The organism is Enterobacter sp. MGH120, assembly GCF_001037725.1.
GTDB classification, from domain to species: domain Bacteria; phylum Pseudomonadota; class Gammaproteobacteria; order Enterobacterales; family Enterobacteriaceae; genus Enterobacter; species Enterobacter hormaechei_C.
In genome coordinates this window covers 2,851,671-2,876,324 of sequence record NZ_KQ089940.1, presented here as the reverse complement: position 1 = coordinate 2,876,324, position 24,654 = coordinate 2,851,671, and the positions used below count along the sequence as shown (strand labels likewise).

Sequence of the window (24,654 nt, the reverse complement as noted above, 5' to 3'; positions counted from 1 at the left end):
ATGAACAGCTGCCTTTACCACGGTACATTGCGCCATCGTCGGCTTGCGCCGAAAGCGCACCACTTTACCTACAGCGTGTTTATGGCCTGGCTCGATCTGGATGAGCTGGACGCGCTGCCCTCTGTCGGCGTGCGTCGTAACCGCGTTGCGCCCGCGGCATTTTATGATGCGGATTACCCGCTGGGCACGCCGCTCAAAGCGCGTGTCCTTGAGCGTCTGGAAAATCTGACCGGCGAACGTCCGGCGGGGCGGGTCATGCTTCTGACTCAGCTGCGCTATTTCGGTTTTCATTTCAACCCGGTCAATTTCTACTACTGCTATGACGGGGAAGACACCCTGCGCTGGGTTCTCGCCGAAGTCCGTAACACGCCGTGGAATGAACGACATTACTACGCGGTAGCGGGGCGGGACGCCCCGCCGACGGAGAAAGCGTTTCACGTCTCGCCCTTTAATCCGATGGATATGATCTACCACTGGCGCTTCAACAGCCCGGACAGCACGCTGCGCATGCATATCGAAAACCATCAGGAGACGAAGGTGTTTGATGCCACCCTGACGCTACGCCGGGCGCAGCTGACGCGCACGGCGCTGCGTTCGCTGCTGGTGCGGATCCCGTTGATGACCCTCAAAACCGTTTTCGCCATTTACTGGCAGGCGCTCAGGCTGTGGCTGAAGCGCGTGCCGCTGCATAACCATCCCCTCAGCAGGAGTGAACGCTCATGACCAATCCCGTCTTTGCGCTTGAACCCGATATCCCGCGCAACGTCCGCGTCGCGCGATGGTTGCTCTTCCGCCTGCTGAATGGCCTGCACGGTGGCTCGCTGACGCTGCGTGAAGGCGCGCAGACGTTCCAGTTCGGCGACGCTTCCGCCGCGCTTCACGCTGAGGTGCAAGTACTTGCTCCGGGCGTCTACAGGCGCATTTTAACCGGGGGCAGCCTCGCCGCGGCACAAGCGTGGATGGATGGCGACTGGGAGACGCCCCACCTGACGCCGCTGCTGGAGCTGATTGCGCGCAATAGCCAAATCCTCGGAAAGCTGGAAAAAGGGTTTCGCCTGCTCGGGAAACCGGTGGAGCGGCTGCGGCACTGGATGCGGCGCAACTCCCGCGCGCAGGCGCGGGAAAATATTGCCGCCCATTACGATCTGGGCAACGCCTTTTACGCCCATTTCCTTGATGAACATCTCCTGTACTCCAGCGCGTTGTTTAGCGGGGACGAGCAGGATCTGACCGCGGCTCAGCAGGCGAAAATGGCGAGGCTGTGTGACCAGCTGGCGCTCACAGCAAACGATCATCTGCTGGAGATTGGCACCGGCTGGGGGGCGATGGCGGAATATGCCGCCCGTCATTACGGCTGCCGGGTGACCACCACCACGCTGTCGCAGGAGCAGTACCACTGGGCCACCGCGCGCATCGCCCGGGCAGGGTTGCAGGATCGCGTTGAGGTGCTGCTCTGCGACTACCGCGATCTGACCGGGGTCTACGACAAGCTGGTGTCGGTTGAGATGATTGAGGCCGTCGGTCAGCGCTACCTGCCAACATTTTTCCGCACCTGCCAGGCGCGTCTGCGTCCAGGCGGGCGGATGGCGATTCAGGCCATCACCATTCAGGATCAACGCTATCGCGACTACAGCAAAAGCGTCGATTTTATTCAGCGCTACATCTTCCCCGGCGGCTTTTTGCCCAGCATCACCGCCATGAATGAACTCATGACCCGCCATACCGATTTTGTGGTGCGTAACCTCTTCGATATGGGGCCGGACTACGCCCGCACGCTGGCGCACTGGCGTCAGCGGTTCGTTCACGCCTGGCAGGAGATTGAAAAGCTCGGGTTTGATGACCGTTTCCGCCGGATGTGGCTGTACTACCTCGGCTACTGTGAAGCCGGGTTTAATGCCCGCACCATCAGCGTGGTGCAGCTGACTGCGGAACGCGTGTGAAGCGCTACGGGCAGGTATTTCTGCTGGCCATCGGGTTTGATCTCTACTGGACGCGCTCTGGGCGCTGACGGGGCTGATTGCGTTCACGGGCGCGTCCCTGATGCCGCTATGGATGGTGGCGCTGTGGCTAATGTTTGCCACCGTCTGGACGCAACTGACCCGCACGACCACCTTGCCGGGCTGGTTGCTGACGGTACTGGCGACCCTGGGCGGGCCGGTGGCCTACCTGATCGGCGAGCGTCTGGGGGCCGTTTACCGTTTATACCTCTCAGCTTCTGACGCCCGACGGCAGCTATACAGGGTTAGACGGCGATAATGCGCTGATTATCACCTATGCCCGGGACATCGATGGTGACGACCTGGTTGAGGCGACCCGCGACCAGTGGCAGGCGCAGGGCATTTTGCAGCAGGAGCCGCAGAGTGAAGCCTGGCTGAGCGAGTATCCTGAACTGCGTCAGCAGTTAATCGGAGGACCACAATGAAACGTTTCCTGTTAATGGCGCTTGCCCTGACGATGCTGGTGGCCGGATGTAGCACCGAGGTGACAGAGTATCGTCAGCAGCAGCCACGGCTTGATATTTTTACTTACTTCCAGGGGAAAACCGAGGCGTGGGGGATGGTGCAGGATCGCAGCGGTAAGCAGATCCGTCGTTTTCACGTCGAGATCGCCGGGGATGTTATCGGCGATACGCTGACCCTGAATGAACATTTTGTCTACGATGACGGCGAGAAGCAGCAGCGCGTCTGGCATATCCGCCGCGTTGGGCAGAATCGCTATGAAGGCACGGCGGGTGACATAGAAGGTGGCGCGACAGGCCAGGCGGCGGGCAATGCCCTTAACTGGCGCTACAGCATGAACGTGAAGGCGGACGGTAAAACCTGGCTGCTGCACTTTGATGACTGGATGTATTTGCAGGACAGCACCCGTCTGTTTAATAAAACCGAGATGAAGAAATTTGGCGTCACCGTCGCCACGGTGACGCTGTTCTTTACCCGCAAAGAGGGCGGTTAATCCTCTTCGGGCTGAGGTTTACTGCTTGAGTAGATGAAGAAGAGCGCAATACTCAGGCAGACGACGGCCCCGAAACGGCTCACTGAAAACGGAATGGCTTCATTGTTCAGCCAGCCAAAGTTATCAATCAGCATGCTCATGGCCAGCTGGCCCAGGATAACCGCTACCGTGGCAACGGCGGTCCCGATGCGCTGCACCGCGAGCACCATAATCACGATATAGGGCACGCCGCACAGGGCGCCCAGAAGCTGCCATTTGGGCACATCCATCAGGCTGACCGCCTGTTTCGGCTCAAAAAAGAAGATCAGCAGGGCGGTCACCAGCGCGCCGACGGAAAACGTCAGAAACGCGCTTTTGAATACCCCCACGCTGCTGCCTAATTGCCCGTTAATGGCAGCCTGAATGCTCAGCGTTGCGCCGCCAATCACCGCCAGAATAATCATAATCACTGTCATAACGTTACCCCTGCGCCACGAGAATGAGCGCGGCGATAATAAATCCCAGCGCAATAATGCGTTTTGTGTCGATCCTGCGGTGCGGCGTACCCAGCAGGCCATAATGGTCAATAATCAGGCTTTTAAAAACCTGGCCTGCCAGAATGCCGATCATCGTCATGGCAATGCCGATCGCTGGCGTGGCAATGGTGAGAATGATGACGTAAACCGGGCCGAGCACGCCGCCCAACAGGTGCCATGAAGGCTGCGCAAAGAATGAGGGACTGTTGCGCGGGCTGAAAAACAGCATCAGCAGAAACGTCAGCCCCGTTCCCACGCTGAATATGCTGAACGCCGCCCACAGGTCGCCCACCTCTGCGCCCAGCGGCCCCAGCAGTCCGGCTTCCACGGACAGCCCCATGCCACCGGCAATCACCAGTAAAATTAAAATAATGTGCATAACGCTTTTTCTCCTTTTTCCAGGCGGAGAAGATTACGTCTGAACATCATTGAGAAAAATGCCATAATGCAGGAAACACCTTTGCAGGAAATGCATTAATGATGGATGCCGGACATATCAGCATTCGCGCGCTGCTGATCTTCATCGACGTTTATGAAACGCAGAATTTTTCCGTGGTGGCGAGGCGGGAAGGGATTTCTGCGTCGCAGGTTTCCCGCGTGATCCACCAGCTTGAGGACGCCCTCGGGCAACAGCTTTTCTACCGCAACACGCGGGCGATTATGCCCACAGAGAGCGGGCATCTTTTTGTGCGCTATGCCCGGGCGATGGCCGGGAATATGGAGGACGCGCGACGCGAGCTGGATGAACGCGCCCGCGAGCCGTCGGGCACGCTGCGTATCAATGGCCCGGTTTTTTTCGGACAGAGGCACATCGCGCCGGGCCTGCCGGGGCTTCTGGCGCGTTACCCTCGTCTCTCCATTGAACTGACCCTCACCGACGATTTTATCGATCCGCACCGTGACGCCGCGGACGTTATTTTTCGCATCGGCGCGCTGACGGACTCCTCGTTTCACGCCCGGGTGTTCGGGCAGCAGTTCTATCATCTGGCGGCCTCGCCGGACTATCTGCGAAAACATGGCGCGCCCGAGGGGCCGGACGATCTCAGCCGTCACCACTGTCTGGTTTACCGCGGCTCGTCCGGGCCTAACCGCTGGCTGATCCGGCAGCCGGGCGAGGCGTGGGTTCACTATCCCATCGTACCGCTGATGACCTCCAATAACGCGGAAACGCTCCTGATTGCGGCGCTGGGCGGCATGGGCGTTGTGCTTTTCCCGGACTGGATGGTGAGCGAACGGCTCAAAAGCGGTGAACTGGTGGCGCTGCTGCCGGAAATGGAGTGTTCAATTAATACGGAGCCACTGACGATTGCGGCGATTTACCCGAACGCGCGTCATCCGCCCCTGAACGTCAGGGCGGTGATTGATTACTATATTGAGCGATTCGGTACGCCGCTGTACTGGCAAACCTGAAGGTTAGCGGGCAAGCTCGCGACGGATAATGTCAGCCCCGGCGCTTAACGCCTTCAGCTTACCGTTGGCGACCTGGCGGGAAAGGGGAGCCATACCGCAGTTGGTGGACGGATAGAGCTTGCCTGCATCAACAAACTGCAACGCCTTGCGCAGCGTATCGGCCACCTCTTCCGGCGTTTCGATGGTCTGGGTGGCGACGTCAATTGCCCCGACCATCACTTTTTTACCGCGGATAAGCTCCAGCAGATCCATCGGCACGCGCGAGTTGTGGCACTCCAGCGAGATGATATCGATCGTCGAGGTCTGCAACTTTGGAAATGCCTCTTCATACTGGCGCCACTCGGAGCCGAGCGTCTTTTTCCAGTCCGTATTGGCTTTGATGCCGTACCCGTAACAGATATGTACCGCGGTTTCGCATTTCAGCCCTTCAATGGCGCGCTCCAGTGCGGCGATACCCCAGTCATTCACCTCGTCGAAAAAGACGTTAAAGGCAGGTTCGTCAAACTGAATAATGTCGACGCCGGCCGCTTCCAGCTCGCGGGCCTCCTGATTGAGAATTTTAGCGAACTCCCAGGCCAGCTTTTCGCGGCTTTTATAGTGGGCATCGTATAGCGTGTCGATCATGGTCATCGGGCCGGGCAGCGCCCACTTGATCGGCTTGTCAGTCAGCTGGCGCAGGTATTTCGCGTCGTCAACAAACACCGGCTTCTGGCGCGCCACCGCGTCTACCACGGTCGGCACGCTCGCATCGTAACGGTTACGGATGCGTACCGTCTGACGGTTCTCAAAATCCACGCCGCTGAGATGTTCAATAAAGGTGGTGACGAAATGCTGGCGGGTTTGTTCCCCGTCGCTGACGATATCAATCCCGGCGCGAATCTGTTCATCCAGAGACAAACGCAGCGCATCCTGTTTCCCTGCCAGTAATTCCTCGTCCTGGAGTTTCCACGGCGACCAGAGCGTTTCCGGCTGCGCAAGCCAGGTGGGTTTCGGCAGGCTGCCAGCCGTTGATGTCGGGAGCAATGTTTTCATAAAAGAACCTTTTATCCGTATTAAATTAAAGCGTGAAGTGTTGAGACCACTGCTCAAGAAGGGTTTTATAGGGTTTGATAAACCGCTCTTCGGTATATTTACCCTGTTCAATGGCCAGCTGGCTGCGCTCTTCACGGTCATAGACGATTTTGGTTAATGAGTGATCCTGCTGATTCAGGTCGGGCTGATAGCACTGTCCCGCAGCGGAATTGGCATTGTAAATTTCTGGTCGATAGATCTTCTGGAACGTCTCCATGGTGCTGATGGTGCCGATCAGTTCCAGATTGGTGTAATCACGCAGTAAATCGCCGGTGAAGAAGAAGGCAAATGGCGCGACGCTGTTTTCCGGCATGAAATAGCGAACCTTCAGGCCCATCTTCGCGAAGTACTGTTCCGTTAGCGACTCGCCGTCCGGCTGGTACTCATAGCCCAGCACCGGGTGGTGGTTACCGGTACGACGATAGGTGTCTTTGCTGGAGACGCTCAGGCAGATCACCGGCGCTTTTTTGAAGTTCGCCTGATATTCCGCAGAATGAACGAAGCTTTTAAAGATATTGCCGTGCAGCTCGCCAAAATTCTCGGGGAGGGAGAAACGGGCCCGGTCTTTATTATGCTCCAGCAGCAGGACGCTGAAATCATAGTCACGAACATACGATGAGAAGTTATTCCCGACGATGCCTTCGATGCGCTCGTGGGTTTTTTTATCCACGATCGTCGTTTGCAGAATTTCGATGGCCGGGAAAGTAAAATCGCCGCCGATATTCATATCGACTGAAATAATCTCCAGCTCGACGGCATAGCGGTCAGCTTTCGGGTTATCCCAGCTCGCCAGCGCGTTAAAGCGGTTGTTGATCATCACCAGCGTATTGCGCAGGTTCTCCTGACGCTTCTCGCCACGCGCCAGGTTGGCGAAGTTGGTGGTGGTACGCGTATTTTCTGACGGGTTATAATTTTCATCAAAGCAACTGCGCTTAAGGGTAAATGTGAAAGCCTGACTCATTTGGTTATGCATCCTAAGTTCATGTTGCCGGAACGTTATCAATGCATAATTTATGCCTGAGCCACTGGCGCAGGGGAAGTGACTTAATTTCACTGCAACATGAGGGTTCTTCATGAACTGCGCGATTCAGGTATAATCCCCCGACATTTCCAACCGGTTTAAACGAATATGACAAAACTCACCCTACAAGAGCAGATGCTGAAAGCGGGCTTAGTCAGCAGTAAAAAGATGGCGAAGGTTCAGCGCACGGCGAAAAAATCCCGCGTCCAGGCTCGCGAGGCGAGAGAGGCTGTTGAAGAGAACAAGAAAGCCCAGCTGGAGCGTGATAAGCAGCTGAGCGAACAGCAAAAACAGGCGGTGCTGGCAAAAGAGTTCAGGGCGCAGGTGAAGCAGCTGATTGAGATGAACCGCATCACCGTGGCGAAGGGCAACATTACCTTCAACTTTACCGACGGCAACCTGATCAAAAGAATCGAGGTCGATAAGCAGACGCAAACCCAGCTGATCAACGGGCGTCTGGCGATTGCCCGACTGGTGATTAATGCGAAGGGCGACTGTGATTACGCGATTATCCCGGCGGTGGTGGCGGATAAAATTGCCCAGCGCGATGCGGACAGCATTGTGCTAAACAGCGCCCTGAGTCAGGAAGAGCAGGACGAAGACGATCCGTACGCAGACTTCAAAATCCCTGACGATTTAATGTGGTAATCCCCGCTCAGAACGGCGCGGCGTGACGGGCGTTCATCGTCTCGCCGCTCAGCGGATGAATAAAATTCAGAGCGCTTGCATGCAGCATCAGCCGGGGCGTTTCTTCCGCCCCCGGCCATTCCAGACCACCATACAGATCGCACCCCAGAATAGGGTGGCCTAACTGCTGGCAGTGAATGCGCAGCTGGTGGGTGCGCCCGGTCTCCGGGGTAAGCTCAACCCGCGTCAGCGGCATTATCGTATCCTGGTAAATACGTTCCACCACCCGATAGCGCGAGCGAGCGGGCTTACCGGTGCGGGCACAGATCGTCATCAGCGGAAACAGCGCCGGATCTTTGGCAATCGGCGCATCCACGGTCCCTTCGTCCTGTTCCACATGTCCGCACAGCAGGGCGGTGTAAACCTTGTTCACGGCGCGCTGACTGAACTGGTGGCAAAGCGCGGCGTTGATCGCTTTGTTACGCGCAATGACCATCAGACCCGAAGTGCCAAAATCAAGACGGTGCACCAGCGTGCAGCCGGGAAAGGTTTGAACAAGACGGTGGTGGACGGAATCGAGGTTTTGCGGATTTTTCCCCGACAGGCTGAGCAGACCGGAAGGTTTATTGATCAGCAGCAGATGCTCGTCCTGCCAGAGGATCTCAATGTCGTCGTGACAGGGTGGTGCAATAAACGTATCGATAATGACAGACATCAGGCCGCCGGGCTGGAGAGTGGGTGCGGATGATAACGAAATACGGGGGAAAAGAAAAACCCTCCCACCGGGCGGTGAGAGGGGGAAAACTTAGGCAGCGACCAGGCTGTCGATAGCGGCTTTCGCGTCGGTCTGCGCTTTGGTGGCCACTTCCGGGCCGTAAGCGATACCTTCAGCGAACACGAAGTTCACGTCGGTAATGCCGATGAAGCCCAGGAACAGCGTCAGGTACGGTGCGACCAGGTCGGTAGGGGTATCTTTGTGAATACCGCCGCGGCTGGTCAGTACAACCGCACGCTTGCCTTTCACCAGACCTTCCGGGCCGTTCTCGGTGTAACGGAAGGTTACGCCAGCACGCGCCACCAGGTCGAAGTAGTTCTTCAGCTGGGTAGGAATGTTGAAGTTGTACATTGGGGCGTTGATCACGATAACGTCGTGCGCCTGCAACTCAGCAATCAGCTCGTCGGAGAGCGCCAGGGCTTCCTGCTGACGCGGGGTAAGAGGCGCATCGCTCGGACGCAGCGCGCCAACCAGCTCGCCGTCCAGCACAGGAATTGGGTTTGCCGCCAGGTCACGCACGGTGATTTCATCCGCGCTGTGCTGTTCACGCCACTGTTCAACGAAATAGTCAGACAGCTGACCAGACTGTGAATACCCTGCCAGAATACTGGATTTCAACACTAATACTTTGCTCATGGGAAATTCCTGTTTTGTATTTGATTGAGGGGGTTGCCCCGTTGCTTGTTGACACTTTATTCACAATCCTGCCACAGGGATAGCGCAATATATCGAAGCCTATGTTCGAATTTTTTGAATAAGGCGCGAAAGGCGCTGATGTGGTACTCTATACCAATCATTAAAAAGAGATTTTATCCGGCAGTGCACTGCCCGTTAACGCTATGACAGAACACCAAAAATTGACCTTCCCGATGCTGATGCAAAAGCTTGATTCGCTGATGCTGCGCGATAAACAGCGGTTTGCGCGCCGTCTGCACGGCGTTAAGAAGGTTAAAAATCCTGATGCACAACAGGCCATTTACCAGGAGATGGCCAACGAGATTGAACAGGCGGCAGGGAAAGTTGTGCTGCGTGAAGCCGCACGTCCGGAGATTACCTATCCGGAAAATCTGCCCGTCAGCCAGAAGAAACAGGATATTCTTGAGGCCGTACGCGACCACCAGGTGGTGATCGTCGCGGGGGAAACCGGTTCAGGTAAAACCACTCAGCTGCCGAAAATCTGCATGGAGCTGGGCCGCGGGGTGAAAGGGCTGATCGGTCACACCCAGCCGCGTCGTCTGGCGGCGCGCACCGTGGCGAACCGTATTGCGGAAGAGCTGCAAACGGAGCCGGGCGGCTGCATCGGCTACAAGGTGCGATTCAGCGACCACGTCAGCGATAACACCATGGTTAAGCTGATGACCGACGGTATCCTGCTGGCGGAAATCCAGCAGGATCGTCTGCTGATGCAGTACGACACCATCATCATCGATGAAGCGCACGAGCGCAGCCTGAACATCGACTTCCTGCTCGGCTACCTGAAAGAGCTGCTGCCCCGGCGTCCGGATCTGAAAATCATCATCACCTCCGCGACCATCGACCCGGAGCGCTTCTCAAAACATTTCAACAATGCGCCGATTATCGAGGTGTCAGGACGCACGTATCCGGTGGAAGTGCGCTATCGCCCGATTGTGGAAGAGGCTGACGATACCGAGCGCGACCAGCTTCAGGCCATCTTTGATGCCGTCGACGAACTGGGCAACGAGAGTTCTGGCGACATTCTGATCTTCATGAGCGGCGAGCGCGAGATCCGCGATACCGCCGATGCGCTCAGCAAGCGCGATCTGCGCCATACCGAGATCCTGCCGCTGTACGCGCGCCTGTCGAACAGCGAGCAGAACCGCGTGTTCCAGCCGCACAGCGGGCGCCGCATCGTGCTGGCGACCAACGTGGCCGAAACTTCGCTGACCGTACCGGGCATTAAATACGTGATCGACCCGGGTACGGCGCGCATCAGCCGCTACAGCTACCGCACCAAAGTTCAGCGCCTGCCGATTGAGCCGGTTTCGCAGGCGTCGGCTAATCAGCGTAAGGGCCGCTGCGGCCGCGTGTCGGAAGGGATCTGTATTCGTCTCTATTCGGAAGACGATTTCCTGTCGCGCCCTGAGTTTACCGATCCGGAGATCCTGCGGACCAACCTGGCATCCGTTATTCTGCAAATGACCGCGCTGGGGCTGGGCGATATCGCCGCCTTCCCGTTTGTGGAAGCGCCGGATAAGCGCAATATTCAGGACGGGGTGCGGCTGCTGGAAGAGCTGGGGGCCATCACCACCGACGAACAGGCGACGGCCTACAAGCTAACGCCATTGGGCCGCCAGCTTAGCCAGTTGCCGGTCGACCCGCGTCTGGCGCGCATGGTGCTGGAGGCGCAAAAACACGGCTGCGTGCGCGAGGCGATGATCATCACCTCGGCGCTCTCCATTCAGGATCCGCGCGAGCGTCCGATGGATAAGCAGCAGGCGTCGGATGAAAAACACCGTCGCTTCCACGATAAAGAGTCCGATTTCCTCGGCTTTGTGAACCTGTGGAACTACCTTGGCGAGCAGCAAAAAGCGCTCTCCTCGAACCAGTTCCGCCGTCAGTGCCGGGTGGATTTCCTCAATTATCTGCGCGTACGCGAGTGGCAGGATATCTACACCCAGCTGCGCCAGGTGGTGAAAGAGCTGGGTATCCCGGTGAACAGTGAACCGGCGGAGTACCGCGAAATTCATATCGCCCTGTTGACTGGCCTGCTGTCTCATATCGGGATGAAGGATGCGGATAAGCAGGAATATACCGGCGCACGCAACGCGCGTTTCTCCATCTTCCCGGGCTCCGGTTTGTTTAAGAAGCCGCCGAAGTGGACCATGGTCGCCGAGCTGGTGGAAACCAGCCGTCTGTGGGGGCGTATCGCCGCGCGTATCGATCCGGAGTGGGTTGAACCAGTGGCGCAGCACCTGCTGAAACGCTCATACAGCGAGCCGCACTGGGAGCGCGGGCAGGGCGCGGTGATGGCGACGGAAAAAGTCACCGTCTACGGCCTGCCGGTGGTGGCCGCGCGTAAGGTTAACTACAGCCAGATCGATCCGGCGTTGAGTCGCGAGCTGTTTATCCGCCACGCGCTGGTGGAAGGCGACTGGCAGACGCGTCATGCCTTCTTCCGCGAAAACCTGAAGCTGCGCGCCGAGGTGGAAGAGCTTGAGCACAAGTCCCGCCGTCGCGACATTCTGGTGGACGACGAGACGCTGTTTGAGTTTTACGATCAGCGCATCAGTCACGATGTGATCTCGGCGCGCCATTTCGACAGCTGGTGGAAGAAAGCCAGCAAAGAGGCCCCGGACCTGCTCAACTTCGAAAAGAGCATGCTGATCAAAGAGGGCGCGGAGTCGGTCAGCAAGCTCGATTACCCGAACTTCTGGCATCAGGGCAACCTCAAGCTGCGTCTGACCTATCAGTTTGAGCCGGGCGCGGATGCCGATGGTGTGACGGTGCACATTCCGCTGCCGCTGTTAAACCAGGTGGAAGAGAGCGGGTTTGAGTGGCAGATCCCCGGTCTGCGCCGCGAGCTGGTCATTGCGTTAATCAAATCCCTGCCTAAACCGGTGCGGCGTAACTTTGTGCCGGCGCCGAACTACGCCGAAGCGTTTTTAGGCCGCGTCACGCCGCTGGAGCTGCCGCTGCTGGACGCCCTGGAGCGTGAGTTCCGCCGCATGACCGGGACCACCATCGACCGCGACGACTGGAACTGGGATCAGGTGCCCGATCACCTGAAAATCACATTCCGCGTGGTGGACGATAAAAACAAAAAGCTGCTCGAAGGCCGTTCTCTGACGGAGCTGAAAGAGGCGCTGAAAGGTAAAGTCCAGGAGACGCTCTCTGCGGTGGCCGATGACGGCATTGAGCAGAGCGGGCTGCACATCTGGAGCTTTGGTCAGCTTCCGGAAAGCTACGAGCAGAAGCGCGGGAACTATAAGGTCAAAGCCTGGCCCGCGCTGGTGGATGAGCGCGACAGCGTGGCGATTAAGCTCTTTGACAATCCGCAGGAGCAACAGCAGATGATGTGGCGCGGGCTGCGTCGACTGCTTCTGCTCAATATCCCGTCGCCGATTAAGTATCTGCACGAGAAGCTGCCGAACAAAGCCAAGCTGGGGCTCTACTTTAACCCGTACGGTAAGGTGCTGGACCTGATCGACGACTGCATCTCCTGCGGTGTGGATAAGCTGATCCACGAGGCCGGCGGTCCGGTCTGGACGGAAGAGGGCTTTGCTCAGCTTCATGAAAAGGTGCGCGCGGAGCTGAACGACACCGTGGTGGAGATTGCCAGACAGGTCGAGCAGATCCTCACCGCCGTGTTCAATATCAACAAGCGCCTGAAGGGGCGGGTGGATATGACCATGGCCCTGGGGCTGTCGGACGTCAAGGCGCAGATGGCGGGGCTGGTGTATCGCGGCTTTGTCACCGGCAATGGCTTTAAGCGTCTGGGCGATACGCTGCGTTATTTGCAGGCGATAGAGAAGCGTCTGGAGAAAATGGCGGTCGATCCGCATCGCGATCGTGCGCAGATGCTGAAAGTCGAAAACGTGCAGCAGGCGTGGCAGCAGTGGCTCAACAAACTGCCGCCGGCGCGTCGCGATGACGACGACGTGCGGGAGATCCGCTGGATGATCGAGGAGCTGCGCGTCAGCTTCTTCGCTCAGCAGCTGGGAACGCCGTATCCCATTTCGGATAAGCGTATCTTGCAGGCGATGGAGCAGATTTCCGGCTAAAACCGTTGCCCGGTGGCGCTGCGCTTACCGGGCCTACGGGAGAATATGTAGAACATGTAGGCCGGGTAAGGCGTAGCCGCCACCCGGCTTTTTATCGTTTCTCCGGTTAAAACCGTTGCCCGGTGGCGCTGCGCTTACCGGGCCTACGGGAGAGCATGTAGAGCACGTAGGCCGGGTAAGGCGTAGCCGCCACCCGGCATGTTTTCACGCACTGACCCAACCGCCGCCCAGCGCTTTATACAAATCAATTTGCGCCAGCAGCAGGTTGTTTTTCACCTGTACCACGCTGGTCTGCACCGAGAACAGCGTGCGCTGCGCATCGAGCTCATCCAGATAAGAAGAGTATCCGTTGCGGTAGCGGTTTTGCGCAATCCTCAGCGTCTCCTGCGCGACCGTCTGCTGTGCCAGCAGCTCGGTAAGCTGTTCCTGATAGCGGGTGATGGCATCAAGGCTGTCATTCACCTCAGCAAACGCGTTACGCACGGTTTTTTCGTAGCTATACAGCGCCTGATTCCGCTGGGACTGAGAGATATCTACCTGCGCATTCAGCGCCTGACGGTTCAGCAGCGGCGCAAGAATACTGCCGCCCACGCTCCAGAGCTGTAGCGGGTTATCCAGCAATCCCGACAGCGTGCGATCCTGCACCGATCCCGTGGCCGTGAGGTTGATCGACGGCAGCAGGCTGGCGCGCGATGCCGCCAGCGTCGCGTCCGCCGCAATCAGCTGACGTTCAGCCTGGACGATATCCGGGCGTCGGTTCAGTAGCGTCGACGGCAGCTGGGAGGGCAGTTTCAGCGGCGTCAGGGCATCAAAGCTTTCACCGCGCGCAACGTCACCCGGGTTGCTGCCCAGCAGCAGGCTAAGCGCATTTTCCTGCTGCGCAATCTGGTGCTGAAGCAGTGGAACCTGGGCGCGGGTGGCGCGCAGCTCAGAATCCGATTGCATCAGCTCAAGGCGAGAGCTGTATCCCGTCTCAAACTGTCGCTTGGCGAGGTTGAACGCCTCTTCACGCGACTTCAGCGTGGACCGGGTAACGCGAAGCTGTTCGTCCAGCGACAGCAGGGTGACGTACCCGGAGGCCACCGAGGATGCGACGGTAAGATCAGCCGCCGCAGCCGCCGCCTTTTGTGCCTCCAGCGACGCTTCAGCGGCACGGGAGGTGCTGCGGTTTACGCCCCAGATATCCACGTCGTAGCTGGCGGTCAGGCTGCCTTTGTACAACGTACCGTATACCGGAAGCCCCGTGGCGGCGGACTGCGAGCGCGCGCGCGTCCCGGTCACGCCCGCGTCAAGCGACGGGAACAGGCTGCCATCGGCGGCGTACACCCGGGCCTGGTACTCGTTAATCCGCTCGCGGGCAATCAGCACGTCGCTGTTATTCTTCAGCGCCTGATCCACATAGCGATTCAGATTGCTGTCGTGAAAATTTCGCCACCAGAGCTGCTCTGTCGGGCTGGCTGGCCCCGACGTCGCGCGCCACTGGGCCGGTATGTGCAGGGACGATTTGGCGGGCTCAACGTCTACCGACTGGCATCCCGCCAGGAAAGCCATTATCAGCAGGCCGGCTATCGGGCGAAGGGTCATTGTTTCGCCTCCCGCGTGTCGATGGTCACCTGCACCGACATGCCAGGACGCAGCAGCCGGTACGCCTCCGGCTCACCGAGTACCTCAATACGTACCGGGATGCGCTGGGCGATTTTAACAAAGTTGCCCGTGGCGTTATCCGGCGTGATAGCGCTGAACTCGACCCCTGTGGCCGGGGATATGCTCTCCACGCGCCCCTGATAGGCTTTATCGTTTAAGGCATCGACGGTGAATTTCACTGGCTGTCCGACGCGTAAATTCGCCAGCTGCGTCTCTTTGATATTGGCGATCACCCAGTGCTGCGGCGGGACCAGCGTGGTAAGGTGCGTCCCGGCGGTGACGTACGCCCCCAGACGCACCGCAATCTGCCCGAGCTGACCGTCACGCGGCGCGACAATCCGGGTGTTTTGCAGATCGATCTGCGCCAGCTCCAGCGCGGCTTTCGCATTCTCAACGTCCGCTTCCAGCGAACCGCGATTGACGATGACCGTTTGTAAATCCTGACGCGACATCTCAAGCGTTGCTTTCGCCTGGTCGATATCGGCGCTCCCCTGGGCGGCACTGGCCAGCGCCGAATCGCGCTCGCGAATGGAGAGGGAGCCGTCCGCGGTCAGCTCTTTCACGCGTTTCAAATCCGCCTGGGTTTTCAGACTTTGGGCACGGGCGTTTTTCAGCGCCGCCTCGTTTTTGGCAATCACCGCTTCCGCGCTTTTGCGCTGTTGCAGGTTGTTATTCAGGGCTGCAATTTTCATTGCCAGCTGCGCCTCGGCCTGATGGACGCGCTGGCGATAGATGCGGTCATCTATCTGCAACAGCAGCTCGCCTTTTTTAACCTGCGCGAAATCCTGAACATGGACCTCGGTAATGTAGCCGTTTACCTGGGGACTGATGAACGTGGTCTGGCCGCGCACGTAGGCGTTATCGGTAAACTGGGCATGACGCGTGAACGGGGGCAGCTGCCAGGCATAAAGGATCACCAGTACCCCGACAATGCCGATAGCCGCGGCGGTGAAAATGGAAACGACGCGCACATTTTTGCGGGTGTTGGCCTGCTCTTTGGCGGCATCCTGCTGACTCATAACTTCTCCTGAAAAATAGTCATTACTTGTTGCCAGTGGCGTTCTTAAGGGCCATACGGGCGGTGATGCGCAGACGCAGCAAGCGCCATAAAATCCAGACCAGCGTGGCAGTGGCAATGCTCGCCGTCAGGAGATAAGTATCGTTGTAAGCCAGAATATTCGCCTCAAGCGTCGTCACCGACTGAAGCTGGGTAATGGCCTGGGTTCCCAGCAGGGAACTGTCGCCAACCAGGCTTTTGTACATCTGGGTGTAAAGCTGTATGCGTTCGTTCACCAGCGGGTTAAGGGTGGTGAGCTGGTCAGCCAGCAGGCTGGAATGGTACTTCTCGCGCCAGGTCTGGAAGGTGCCGAGGATCGCGGAACCCAGCAGGCCCCCAAGGTTCTGACTCATGCCAAACATCACGGAAAAGCTGACCAGATTGCGCGGATCGGCGATCACCCCGCCAATGGCGGCCAGCATCGCAGGCGCAAGGAAGAACGCGCTGCCGAAGCCCAGCAGGAACTGGCTGAATATAAGCTGATCCGGCCGGGTCAGGTTGTTGGACTGGCTGTCCAGCAGCGAGGCAACGATCATCAGCGCCAGCGAGGTGATAATCGGCCAGGCCAGTTTAGTGGGCTTAATCGTCAGACAGCTGGTGACGATACCGCAGACGATCCCGGCGAAAATAGCCCACGCCAGATGGGTCATCTGTTCATTCTGTAAGCCTACATATTGCAGCCAGCCGATGACGCCCGTGTTCTGCTCCGCCAGTACGATGCGGATCAGCAGCATAATCAGCCCCAGGCGTACGATGCTGCCGCTGGAGAGCCAACGGGTATTAAGCAGCGGGTTGTTGCGGTTATGTTCAAACACGATCGCGGAGACAATCAGCACCAGCGAGAGAGCCAGCGCCCAGCCGATCCACGGCGCTTCAAACCACCAGTCCAGACGCCCTAACGACAGAACCGCGCACAGCAGCGCCATGCCGGGCGCAAGCAAAAAGAAGGTGATGAAATCTTTCTTCTCGAAGACCTTGCGTCGATCGCCCGGCGGCAGCTTGAGCGCCATCACGCAGGCCAGGGAGATCAGGGCCAGACCCAGCTCGAAGAAGTACAGCCCGCGCCACTCATCAAGCTGTAACAGCTCGGTGGAGAACAGCCGCGCCAGCGGGATCGCCAGCGACGACCCGGTTATGCCGATGGTCAGCGCCTTCAGTCGGTGCTTCGCGGGCCAGGCCTGGATCTGGTAATAAATGCCGAGCGAGCTGAGCGCGGCGGCGACCATCCCGTGTGCCGCCCGTACCATCAGCGCCGAGCTGAGATCGTTCACAAACAGGTGGAAAAAGGTGACCAGCACATACAGCACCAGGAAGCCTTCCGTAAAGGCGCGCAAACCGTACTGCTGGCGAAATTTTACCAGCAGCAGGTTGATGGAGACGTTGGTCATGACATAGACGGCGGGGAGCCAGGCGATTTCAGTCGACCAGGCGCCAAAGGTGCCTTGCAGATTTTGCAGATTGGCGGTGACGACCGCGTTACCCAGCGCCCCGGTCAGACACACCAGCAGGCCGACCACGCCATAGGCGATTCGTTTCGACGTTGGATGTTCCGGGGTGGAAGGGGAACCCAGCAGGGCGGGTTTCTCGTGTGGCTGCCACTCGCGAGGAGCATAAGGGTCGCGTTGGGGCAGGCGCATAACGGGGTTTACCTTTCAAAAAGTTGAATTGTGAGCGGGCTAATGATTCTAAGGCTGACGCAAATCATAATTCAAGTGAATACGATTTTCTCATGTTAATCAAATGTGAGTGCTTTTTGAGCACATCCCGGCCCGTTTTTTCAGCATTCATGCCATAGCATGACGCGAGGAAAGGGGGATAATCGAAGGCTCTGTATGCTGTAAGGAGGTAACGATGACAATGGCACTTTTCCCCTGTCTGCCTGGCACAACCCTCGACGCCGTGAATACCGTTGGGGCGTGGCTTGCTCAGGACGACTATCAGGACAACCAGCCCGTTGATCTGGTGATTCTGGCGGGTAATGCGGTGATCCCCACGATTGATGCTGCCTGTAAAATCGCGGCTGAACAGGGTGTTCCTCTGATCATCAGCGGCGGGATCGGTCACTCGACGACCTTCCTCTACGCCGCGATTGCGAAACACCCCCGCTATAACAGGATACCCACCACCGGGCGTGCTGAGGCGGCTATTCTGGCCGACATCGCCCGTGAATTCTGGAACATTCCGGCCGAGCATCTTCACGTTGAGGATCAGTCGAACAACTGTGGCGAAAACGCCCGCTTCAGCCGGGCGTTGATGAAACAATCCGGACTGAACGCCGCCCGGGTGCTGGTGGTGCAGGACCCGACAATGCAGCGTCGCACAATGGCTACGTTTGCCCGCGTTTGCCGCGACGAGGCCGCATCGCCCGCATGGGTGAGTCATCCCGGCCTGACGCCCGTGCTGCAAAACAGCGACGACGGTCTGGTGTTTAGCGGCCCGGTCGAGGGGTTATGGCCGGTAGAGCGCTACTTGTCGCTGGTGCTGGGTGAATTTCCGCGACTCAGGGACGACATCAACGGCTATGGTCCGGCGGGACGTGATTTCATTGCCCATGTCGATATCCCTGCCGACGTGGACGCCGCGTGGCAGATCTTGCGAAACGACGTCATTCTCACCGACGCGCTGGTGAGCCGTTCCCTGCTGTGATGCTCTGCCCGTTTGCGCCATCTTTTACGCAAACGGGCATCCTGTGTTGCCGATTTGTGATTTTGGAAACGGGCTGACCCGTTTCTTTTATGAGATATCTCACAAAAACAGACTCATAGAGTAGGCAATTGCCCCGGTAATTATAGTTTTTAACATTAAGTTTACTTGTTAAAAACAGTGTGATTACAGGAGCAGGTTATGACAGTACCCGTACAACATCCTATGTATATTGATGGACAGTTTGTTGCCTGGCAGGGTGATGCATGGATTGACGTGATCAATCCGGCCACGGAAGAGGTCATTTCCCGTATTCCCGATGGCAGCGCCGAGGACGCCCGCAAGGCCATTGACGCGGCAGATCGCGCGCAGGCTGGCTGGGAGGCGCTGCCTGCTATTGAACGCGCCAGCTGGCTACGCAAAATTTCCGCCGGGATCCGCGAGCGCGTCAGTGAAATCAGCGCGCTGATTGTGGCCGAAGGCGGCAAGATCCAGCAGCTGGCGGAAGTGGAAGTGAACTTTACCGCTGACTATATCGACTATATGGCCGAGTGGGCGCGCCGTTATGAAGGGGAAATCATTCAGAGCGACCGTCCGGGCGAAAATATTCTGGTGTTTAAGCGTGCCCTGGGCGTCACCACCGGCATTCTGCCGTGGAACTTCCCCTTCTTCCTGATTGCCCGTAAGCTCGCTCCCGCGCTGCTCACCGGTAACACCATCGTTATCAAGCCGAGCGAATTTACCCCAAACAACGCCATTGCGTTTGCCAAAATCGTCGATGAGATTGGCCTGCCGAAAGGCGTCTTTAACCTTGTGCTGGGCCGGGGTGAAACCGTCGGACAGGAGCTGGCCGGGAACCCGAAAGTGGCGATGGTCAGCATGACCGGCAGCGTCGGGGCAGGCGAGAAGATCATGGCTGCGGCGGCGAAAAACATCACCAAAGTGGGGCTGGAGCTGGGCGGTAAAGCCCCGGCCATCGTGATGGACGATGCCGACCTCGAGCTGGCCGTGAAGTCCATTGTGGATTCACGCGTCATCAATACCGGGCAGGTGTGTAACTGTGCGGAACGTGTCTATGTCCAGAAGGGGATCTACGACCGCTTTGTTAATCGTCTGGGCGAGGCAATGAAAGCCGTCCAGTTTGGCAATCCGGCTGAGCGAACGGATATTGCCATGGGGCCGCTGATCAACGCCGCCGCGCTGGAGCGCGTGGAGCAGAAGGTGGCGCGCGCGGTGCAGGAGGGGGCTAAAGTGGTCCTTGGCGGTAAAGCGGCAGAAGGCAAAGGGTATTTTTATCCCCCAACGCTGCTGCTGGACGTACGTCAGGATATGGCCATCATGCACGAAGAGACCTTTGGCCCGGTGCTGCCAGTGGTGGCATTCGACACCCTGGAAGAGGCGCTGAACATGGCCAACGACAGCGACTACGGTTTAACCTCGTCTGTTTATACGCAGGACCTGAACGTCGCGATGAAAGCCATTAAGGGGCTTAAGTTCGGCGAGACCTACATTAACCGTGAAAACTTTGAAGCGATGCAGGGCTTCCATGCAGGCTGGCGTAAATCCGGTATCGGCGGGGCGGATGGCAAACACGGTCTGAATGAGTATTTGCAGACGCAGGTGGTCTATTTGCAGTCGTAATCAGGAGCCCCCTCCATGCGAGGGGGTTCACATTTTCAGGAAAGGTGGTTATGTTGGCGCGATAATGATTTTTATCGGGAAACAACATGCGCACAAAATATACGGGTCTGCAAATCAGCATTCACTGGTTGGTTTTTCTGTTAGTCATTATGGCCTATTGCGCCATGGAGTTCAGAGGGTGGTTCCCAAGAACCGATCGTCCGCTTATTAATATGATCCACGTTTCCTGCGGGATCAGCATCCTGGTGCTGATGGTGGCGCGCCTGCTTATCCGCCTCAAATTCCCGGCTCCGCCTATTCAACCGAAACCAAAAGCGATGATCACCGGGCTGTCCCATCTCGGGCATCTGGTAATCTACCTGCTGTTCATTGCGCTGCCGCTGATCGGTATGGTGATGATGTATAACCGGGGAAATGACTGGTTTGCGTTTGGCCTGACGATGCCGCATGCGGCGGAGGGGAATTTTGACCTGGTGGATACCCTAAAGGAGTGGCACGTAACGCTGGCGAATCTGGGGTATTTCGTGATTGGTTTGCACGCCTTTGCCGCGCTGATGCATCACTACTTCTGGAAGGACAACACGCTGCTGCGCATGATGCCGAAAAAGCGTCAGTAACCGATAATGCCCTGCTAACCCGCAGGGCATTTTTTTGCGGCTTATTGCAGTTGCGCGCGCTCCTGCGCCGTTAAGTCAAGTTCCAGAGTTGAACCCGTTTCCGAAGATTTTACCGCCGCTTCCAGCACCGCCATCACCGCCAGGGCTTCCACCGGATGGACCGGGTTGTCAATCTTGCCGTTCAGGGCATCGCGCACGTTTATATAGTACTGCCGCTGGTCGCCTTTTGGCGCAGGGATAGCGCTGGCTTCACCCTGGGCATTAAACAGCACCATAGCGTCGCTGTCTTCACCCCAGCTTTCGCTACCCGGAACGACGCCTGCCAGCAGCTGGGCTTCCTGCTGATCGATGTGCGCTTTCACCACGCTGGCCTTATCGCCGTGGACGGTAAAGCGGGCAACGCCACCCGCCACCAGCATGCTGCAATGGAGGACCACTTTGTGTTCCGGATAATTCAGCACCACGTGCGCCCAGTCGTTAATCTCCGCGCCGTCACGCAGGGTGGCGATGTTGCCCTGTACCGACTGCGGCAGACCAAAAAGCTGTAGCGTCTGGTCAATCATATGCGGGCCTAAGTCGAACCACAGGCCGCTGCCGGGCACGTTTTGCTCTCTCCAGCGCACGCGAACCTCCGGACGGAAACGATCGATATGCGACTCAAAATGTTTCACCTTACCGATACGGCCTTGCTCAATCACCTGCTTAATGCCGAGAAAATCGCTATCCCAGCGGCGGTTATGGAAGACCGAGAGCAGGCGCTGTTTTTCTTGCGCAAGCGCAATCAGATCTCGCGCTTCCTGCATATCCAGCGTAAACGGCTTATCCACTACCACATGCTTGCCGGCATTGAGCGCCAGGGTGGCCAGCGGCGCATGGGTCGCGTTAGGGGAGGCGATAACCACCAGGTCGATATCCGGATGCTGAATGGCCTCTTCCGGCGTGGCAACAACGAGGACGTCCGGCAGATCGCGTTTCACTTTCTCTTCATCCCGGGATGAGACCACCGCCAGCTTCAGGCCGTCGACGGACTGGATCAGCGGGGCATGGAACGTCTTACCTACAAAACCATACCCGATCAGCGCAATATTCATTGTCTTCACTTTATTCATGACCTTCTCCACGTTAATGCGCGCCAACGGTAACCTGCAAGGCGCTATAGTCCCCGAGCTCTGCCCAGGGACGATCTAAAAACAGTTGATGAATCTCGGATAACCCTGACACCAGATACGGTTCGCACTGGTTGAGTTTTAGATGGTCGGCGACTACCCAGTGCGCCTGGCTTGCGGCCAGCATGGCACGCTTCACTTCGGCATCCGCCTCCTGACTGGCGCTCAATCCGAGTTCGGCATGGATGGCGCATGCGCCAAGGATGGCAATATCCGCCCGGTAGCGAGAGAGCAGGGAAAGGGTGGCGCTTCCGGCAAACAGGCGTTGTTTCTGATCCCACTTTCCACCGAGCAGGATCAGGTCAATATCTTCCCGATCGCTAACCTGCTGGGCGATATCAAGAGAAGGGGTGATGATGGTCAGCGGCCCCTGAAGGAAAGAGGCAACGGCCAGCAGTGTGCTTCCGGCGTCCAGAAAAAGCGTCGAGCCCGCAGGCACGCATTGCGCAACCTGTTTACCCAGCCGCTGCTTAATTTCAGGGAGCAAGCTATTCCTGCTTACTCGGGTCATCGTCGAGAGATTCAGCGCGATGGCGCCGCCATGGTTTTTTTGTGCCAGTCCCTGTTTTTCCAGGTCGGTCAGATCGCGACGGATGGTGTCCGCCGAAACCTGCAATCGCTCTGCCAGCTCGGTAATGCTGGCCTGGCCTTGCTCAGTAATGATATCAAGCACATATTTCTGTCTGGCGGTTTTATGCATGGGGCAGTATCCTGCAAAATGTCGCAATAAATCGCAGTTTACAGCATTTTGCAGGAAAGGGAATCGCGACAGGTGCGGGATGTTATCCAAAAACAGTTTAATGATGTGATTATTGATATCGCATTAATCAGTCATCAAAAACATGTATGTATCTTTTAGGTATGTTGTTATCGCTATGTTTTACTTGAAAATTTGGCTTAAGCTGCCGGATTATTGGCTCTAACCAGAATGTTTAGCTAATTTGTAATTATAAATTAGTGCATATATCTATTAGTTTCTATTTTTAAAGTAAAATAATTCAATTTTATTCGGTGTATTACTTAAGTTGACATTTCTTTGAAAATCTTTGTGTCTGATTCGGGGTGAAATTAACGCAAAAATGTACACCGGGGCATTTTAGAATTTTCTTTATATTACAGGGGGTTTATTTGTTTCATCTGAAAGGCCTTTTATAACGTTTTGTCCAGAAACCCCATCTTTTTTCTTATTTGTAACACCGCATTAACATTGCGGGTGTGGTTGCTCATATCACATTTTGTTATGCTGCGAATCAATAAATATTTAAGTAAATTCTTAAAAGAAAAAAAGAGATTGAACGGCTCTCATCTCAATTGAAATGGGCTTGGGGAACTATTACCCAAATTAATCGAGAAGAGGTGAGGGATTTCTGAAGAATTATTTGTACCTCTTCCTGGGTATTTATTTGGCTATCACCTGGAGTCGGGGGATATTATGAAGATGAAATGCAATAACAGGTTGCTCAGATTATCTGTCTCCCTGACCTTAATTTCGCTGGTGGTGACTGCGGCTAATGCAAATAACGGCCAGGCGGGGATATCTCCCGTTGCGGCAATGACGATGAAAGAAAGTATTCTTTTCGCTCTCGATCGCGACCCCTCAGTGAGCCAGCAGGCAGCGCAACTGGGGATCGGCCAGGCACAAATAGACGAAGCGCGCAGTGGCTGGATGCCACAAATAGCCCTGAACGGGAGTACGGGTCACAGCCAGACCACCGATTCAAGCGGCTCGTTGCGAAATTCCGCAGCCTGGGGCCTGAGCCTGACGCAGCTGGTGTACGATTTTGGCAAGACCAATAACAGCATCAGCCAGTCTTCAGCTCAGCGTGACAGCTATCGCTACCAGCTGATGAGCACGATGTCTGCCGTCGCGGAAAAAACGGCCCTCAGCTATGTGGAAGTAAAACGCTACAGCGATCTGTTGCAGGCGGCAAAAGAGAACGTGAAGGCGCTTAAAAACGTTGAGCAGCTGGCAAAACTCCGCGCCGATGCTGGCGTAAGCTCCACCTCTGATGAGCTTCAGACCCGCACCCGTATCGCCGGGATGCAGGCGACGGTAGAGCAGTATAATGCGTCTCTGAACAGCGCCCGCGCGCGGCTGGCGGTATTAACTGGCATACAGGCTGAACGCTATTCACCGGTTCCGGGAGGTCTGGCCGTGGAGCCGGATTCTCTCAATCGGATTGATTATTCACTGATCCCAACGGTGATGGCCGCGCAGAACATGGAGCGTTCAGCCCAGTACGGCGTAGAAACCGCCAGGTCTCAGCACTGGCCGACCTTAAGCCTGAAAGGGGGCCGCACCCGCTATGAGTCTGATAATCGCGCGTACTGGGATGATCAGATCCAGCTCAATATTGACGCACCGCTTTATCAGGGCGGCGCGGTCTCGGCGCGCGTCCGTCAGGCCGAGGGCGCAAGGGCAATGGCATCGTCCCAGGTCGATCAGGCCCGTTTTGATGTCCTGCAAAAAGCCTCCGTCGCACAGGCCGACTGGACCGGGGCGCGTGGACGAATGGAAGCCGGGAAGCGTCAGCTGGAAAATGCGTTGCGCGCCCGCGATGTCTACAAAAATGAATATACCCTGAGCAAGCGCAGCATTAACGATCTGCTCAGCGTGGAGCAGGATGTCTGGTCTGCCACCTCAGCGAAAATAATGGCTGAATACGATGGCTGGAGTGCGGCGATTAATTACGCCTCCGCGGTGGATAATCTCATGCCGCTTATCGGAATAGAGAAAAACGCTGCCGCGAAATTACCTGATTTAAGTTAAAAA

21 protein-coding genes and 2 pseudogenes are annotated in these 24,654 nt (G+C 57.0%); 12 read left to right on the top strand and 11 right to left on the bottom strand.

The window, feature by feature from the left end; all coding sequences use genetic code 11:
* The 5 genes and pseudogenes from SK54_RS13375 (at window position 1) to SK54_RS13355 (ending at window position 2,952) form a co-directional block, all read left to right on the top strand.
* Window positions 1–723, top strand: a complete 723-nt coding sequence (locus SK54_RS13375) for a DUF1365 domain-containing protein (RefSeq protein WP_045334821.1) — start codon at window positions 1–3, stop codon at window positions 721–723.
* Window positions 720–1,940 (top strand): SAM-dependent methyltransferase, encoded by a 1,221-nt coding sequence (locus tag SK54_RS13370; protein WP_039270805.1) that lies wholly within the window; start codon window positions 720–722, stop codon window positions 1,938–1,940. Before SK54_RS13375 ends, SK54_RS13370 begins: the two co-directional genes overlap by 4 nt.
* Window positions 1,941–1,986: 46 nt before the next feature.
* A pseudogene (locus tag SK54_RS13365) lies at window positions 1,987–2,193 on the top strand (DUF2878 family protein); the annotation flags it as partial.
* Window positions 2,183–2,395 (top strand): annotated as a pseudogene (locus SK54_RS22800) (hypothetical protein); the annotation flags it as partial. The pseudogenes SK54_RS13365 and SK54_RS22800, both read left to right, overlap by 11 nt.
* Before the next feature lie 23 nt (window positions 2,396–2,418).
* Window positions 2,419–2,952, top strand: coding sequence for a DUF3833 domain-containing protein (locus tag SK54_RS13355; RefSeq protein WP_023303692.1), 534 nt, complete (start codon window positions 2,419–2,421; stop codon window positions 2,950–2,952).
* Here the strand turns inward: SK54_RS13355 and SK54_RS13350 are convergent.
* Both SK54_RS13350 and SK54_RS13345 read right to left on the bottom strand, forming a co-directional pair.
* Window positions 2,949–3,407: a DMT family transporter gene (locus tag SK54_RS13350; protein ID WP_003857305.1), complete on the bottom strand. Its 459-nt coding sequence runs from the start codon at window positions 3,405–3,407 to the stop codon at window positions 2,949–2,951. The genes SK54_RS13355 and SK54_RS13350 overlap by 4 nt on opposite strands.
* A gap of 4 nt (window positions 3,408–3,411) precedes the next feature.
* Entirely contained in the window at window positions 3,412–3,846 is a 435-nt protein-coding gene (locus SK54_RS13345; RefSeq protein WP_003857304.1) for a DMT family transporter, read from the bottom strand.
* 98 nt (window positions 3,847–3,944) lie between these two features.
* Between SK54_RS13345 and SK54_RS13340 the strand changes: the two genes are divergently transcribed.
* On the top strand, window positions 3,945–4,877 hold the full coding sequence (locus SK54_RS13340; protein ID WP_048247411.1) for a LysR family transcriptional regulator: 933 nt from the start codon (window positions 3,945–3,947) through the stop codon (window positions 4,875–4,877).
* Window positions 4,878–4,880: 3 nt separating this feature from the next.
* Here SK54_RS13340 and SK54_RS13335 read toward each other — a convergent pair whose 3' ends face one another.
* Together SK54_RS13335 and SK54_RS13330 are read right to left on the bottom strand one after the other, a co-directional pair.
* On the bottom strand, window positions 4,881–5,909 hold the full coding sequence (locus tag SK54_RS13335; RefSeq protein ID WP_048247409.1) for a methionine synthase: 1,029 nt from the start codon (window positions 5,907–5,909) through the stop codon (window positions 4,881–4,883).
* A gap of 25 nt (window positions 5,910–5,934) precedes the next feature.
* Window positions 5,935–6,909 (bottom strand): DUF1852 domain-containing protein, encoded by a 975-nt coding sequence (locus SK54_RS13330; protein WP_045357873.1) that lies wholly within the window; start codon window positions 6,907–6,909, stop codon window positions 5,935–5,937.
* Window positions 6,910–7,077: 168 nt separating this feature from the next.
* On the opposite strand from SK54_RS13330, the gene SK54_RS13325 reads away from it, so the two are divergent.
* Window positions 7,078–7,617 (top strand): DUF2058 domain-containing protein, encoded by a 540-nt coding sequence (locus SK54_RS13325; RefSeq protein ID WP_048247407.1) that lies wholly within the window; start codon window positions 7,078–7,080, stop codon window positions 7,615–7,617.
* A gap of 7 nt (window positions 7,618–7,624) precedes the next feature.
* Here the strand turns inward: SK54_RS13325 and SK54_RS13320 are convergent, their stop codons facing one another.
* Complete coding sequence (locus SK54_RS13320) at window positions 7,625–8,311, bottom strand: RluA family pseudouridine synthase (protein ID WP_040117617.1); 687 nt, start codon at window positions 8,309–8,311, stop codon at window positions 7,625–7,627.
* A 90-nt stretch (window positions 8,312–8,401) separates the two neighbouring features.
* A complete protein-coding gene (gene azoR, locus SK54_RS13315) occupies window positions 8,402–9,007 on the bottom strand; it encodes an FMN-dependent NADH-azoreductase (RefSeq protein ID WP_015570577.1) in 606 nt (201 codons plus the stop codon).
* A 203-nt stretch (window positions 9,008–9,210) separates the two neighbouring features.
* Here azoR and hrpA point away from each other — a divergent pair, with 203 nt between their 5' ends.
* Window positions 9,211–13,113: an ATP-dependent RNA helicase HrpA gene (hrpA, locus tag SK54_RS13310; protein ID WP_032103743.1), complete on the top strand. Its 3,903-nt coding sequence runs from the start codon at window positions 9,211–9,213 to the stop codon at window positions 13,111–13,113.
* A gap of 204 nt (window positions 13,114–13,317) precedes the next feature.
* Here hrpA and SK54_RS13305 read toward each other — a convergent pair whose 3' ends face one another.
* Genes SK54_RS13305 through SK54_RS13295 form a run of 3 tightly spaced genes read right to left on the bottom strand, consistent with a single transcriptional unit; the run spans window position 13,318 to window position 17,451 of the window.
* Window positions 13,318–14,697: an efflux transporter outer membrane subunit gene (locus tag SK54_RS13305; protein ID WP_045327926.1), complete on the bottom strand. Its 1,380-nt coding sequence runs from the start codon at window positions 14,695–14,697 to the stop codon at window positions 13,318–13,320.
* The gene (locus SK54_RS13300; protein WP_017693458.1) at window positions 14,694–15,776 is read right to left on the bottom strand and encodes an HlyD family secretion protein; all 1,083 of its coding nucleotides are present in this window, start codon (window positions 15,774–15,776) and stop codon (window positions 14,694–14,696) included. Before SK54_RS13300 ends, SK54_RS13305 begins: the two co-directional genes overlap by 4 nt.
* A gap of 22 nt (window positions 15,777–15,798) precedes the next feature.
* Window positions 15,799–17,451 (bottom strand): MFS transporter, encoded by a 1,653-nt coding sequence (locus SK54_RS13295; protein WP_017384496.1) that lies wholly within the window; start codon window positions 17,449–17,451, stop codon window positions 15,799–15,801.
* 214 nt (window positions 17,452–17,665) lie between these two features.
* On the opposite strand from SK54_RS13295, the gene SK54_RS13290 reads away from it, so the two are divergent.
* The 3 genes from SK54_RS13290 (at window position 17,666) to cybB (ending at window position 20,715) form a co-directional block, all read left to right on the top strand.
* Entirely contained in the window at window positions 17,666–18,460 is a 795-nt protein-coding gene (locus SK54_RS13290; RefSeq protein ID WP_072203957.1) for a YdcF family protein, read from the top strand.
* Between the two features lie 198 nt (window positions 18,461–18,658).
* On the top strand, window positions 18,659–20,098 hold the full coding sequence (gene aldA, locus SK54_RS13285) for an aldehyde dehydrogenase (protein WP_045348295.1): 1,440 nt from the start codon (window positions 18,659–18,661) through the stop codon (window positions 20,096–20,098).
* An 86-nt stretch (window positions 20,099–20,184) separates the two neighbouring features.
* A complete protein-coding gene (cybB, locus tag SK54_RS13280; RefSeq protein WP_015570570.1) occupies window positions 20,185–20,715 on the top strand; it encodes a cytochrome b561 in 531 nt (176 codons plus the stop codon).
* Between the two features lie 41 nt (window positions 20,716–20,756).
* On the opposite strand, the gene SK54_RS13275 is transcribed toward cybB, so the two are convergent.
* Both SK54_RS13275 and SK54_RS13270 read right to left on the bottom strand, forming a co-directional pair.
* A complete protein-coding gene (locus SK54_RS13275; protein ID WP_023296577.1) occupies window positions 20,757–21,824 on the bottom strand; it encodes an oxidoreductase in 1,068 nt (355 codons plus the stop codon).
* Between the two features lie 13 nt (window positions 21,825–21,837).
* On the bottom strand, window positions 21,838–22,581 hold the full coding sequence (locus SK54_RS13270) for a DeoR/GlpR family DNA-binding transcription regulator (protein ID WP_023296578.1): 744 nt from the start codon (window positions 22,579–22,581) through the stop codon (window positions 21,838–21,840).
* Window positions 22,582–23,313: 732 nt separating this feature from the next.
* On the opposite strand from SK54_RS13270, the gene SK54_RS13265 reads away from it, so the two are divergent.
* Window positions 23,314–24,651, top strand: coding sequence for a TolC family outer membrane protein (locus tag SK54_RS13265; protein WP_045911718.1), 1,338 nt, complete (start codon window positions 23,314–23,316; stop codon window positions 24,649–24,651).
* Window positions 24,652–24,654: the final 3 nt, after the last annotated feature.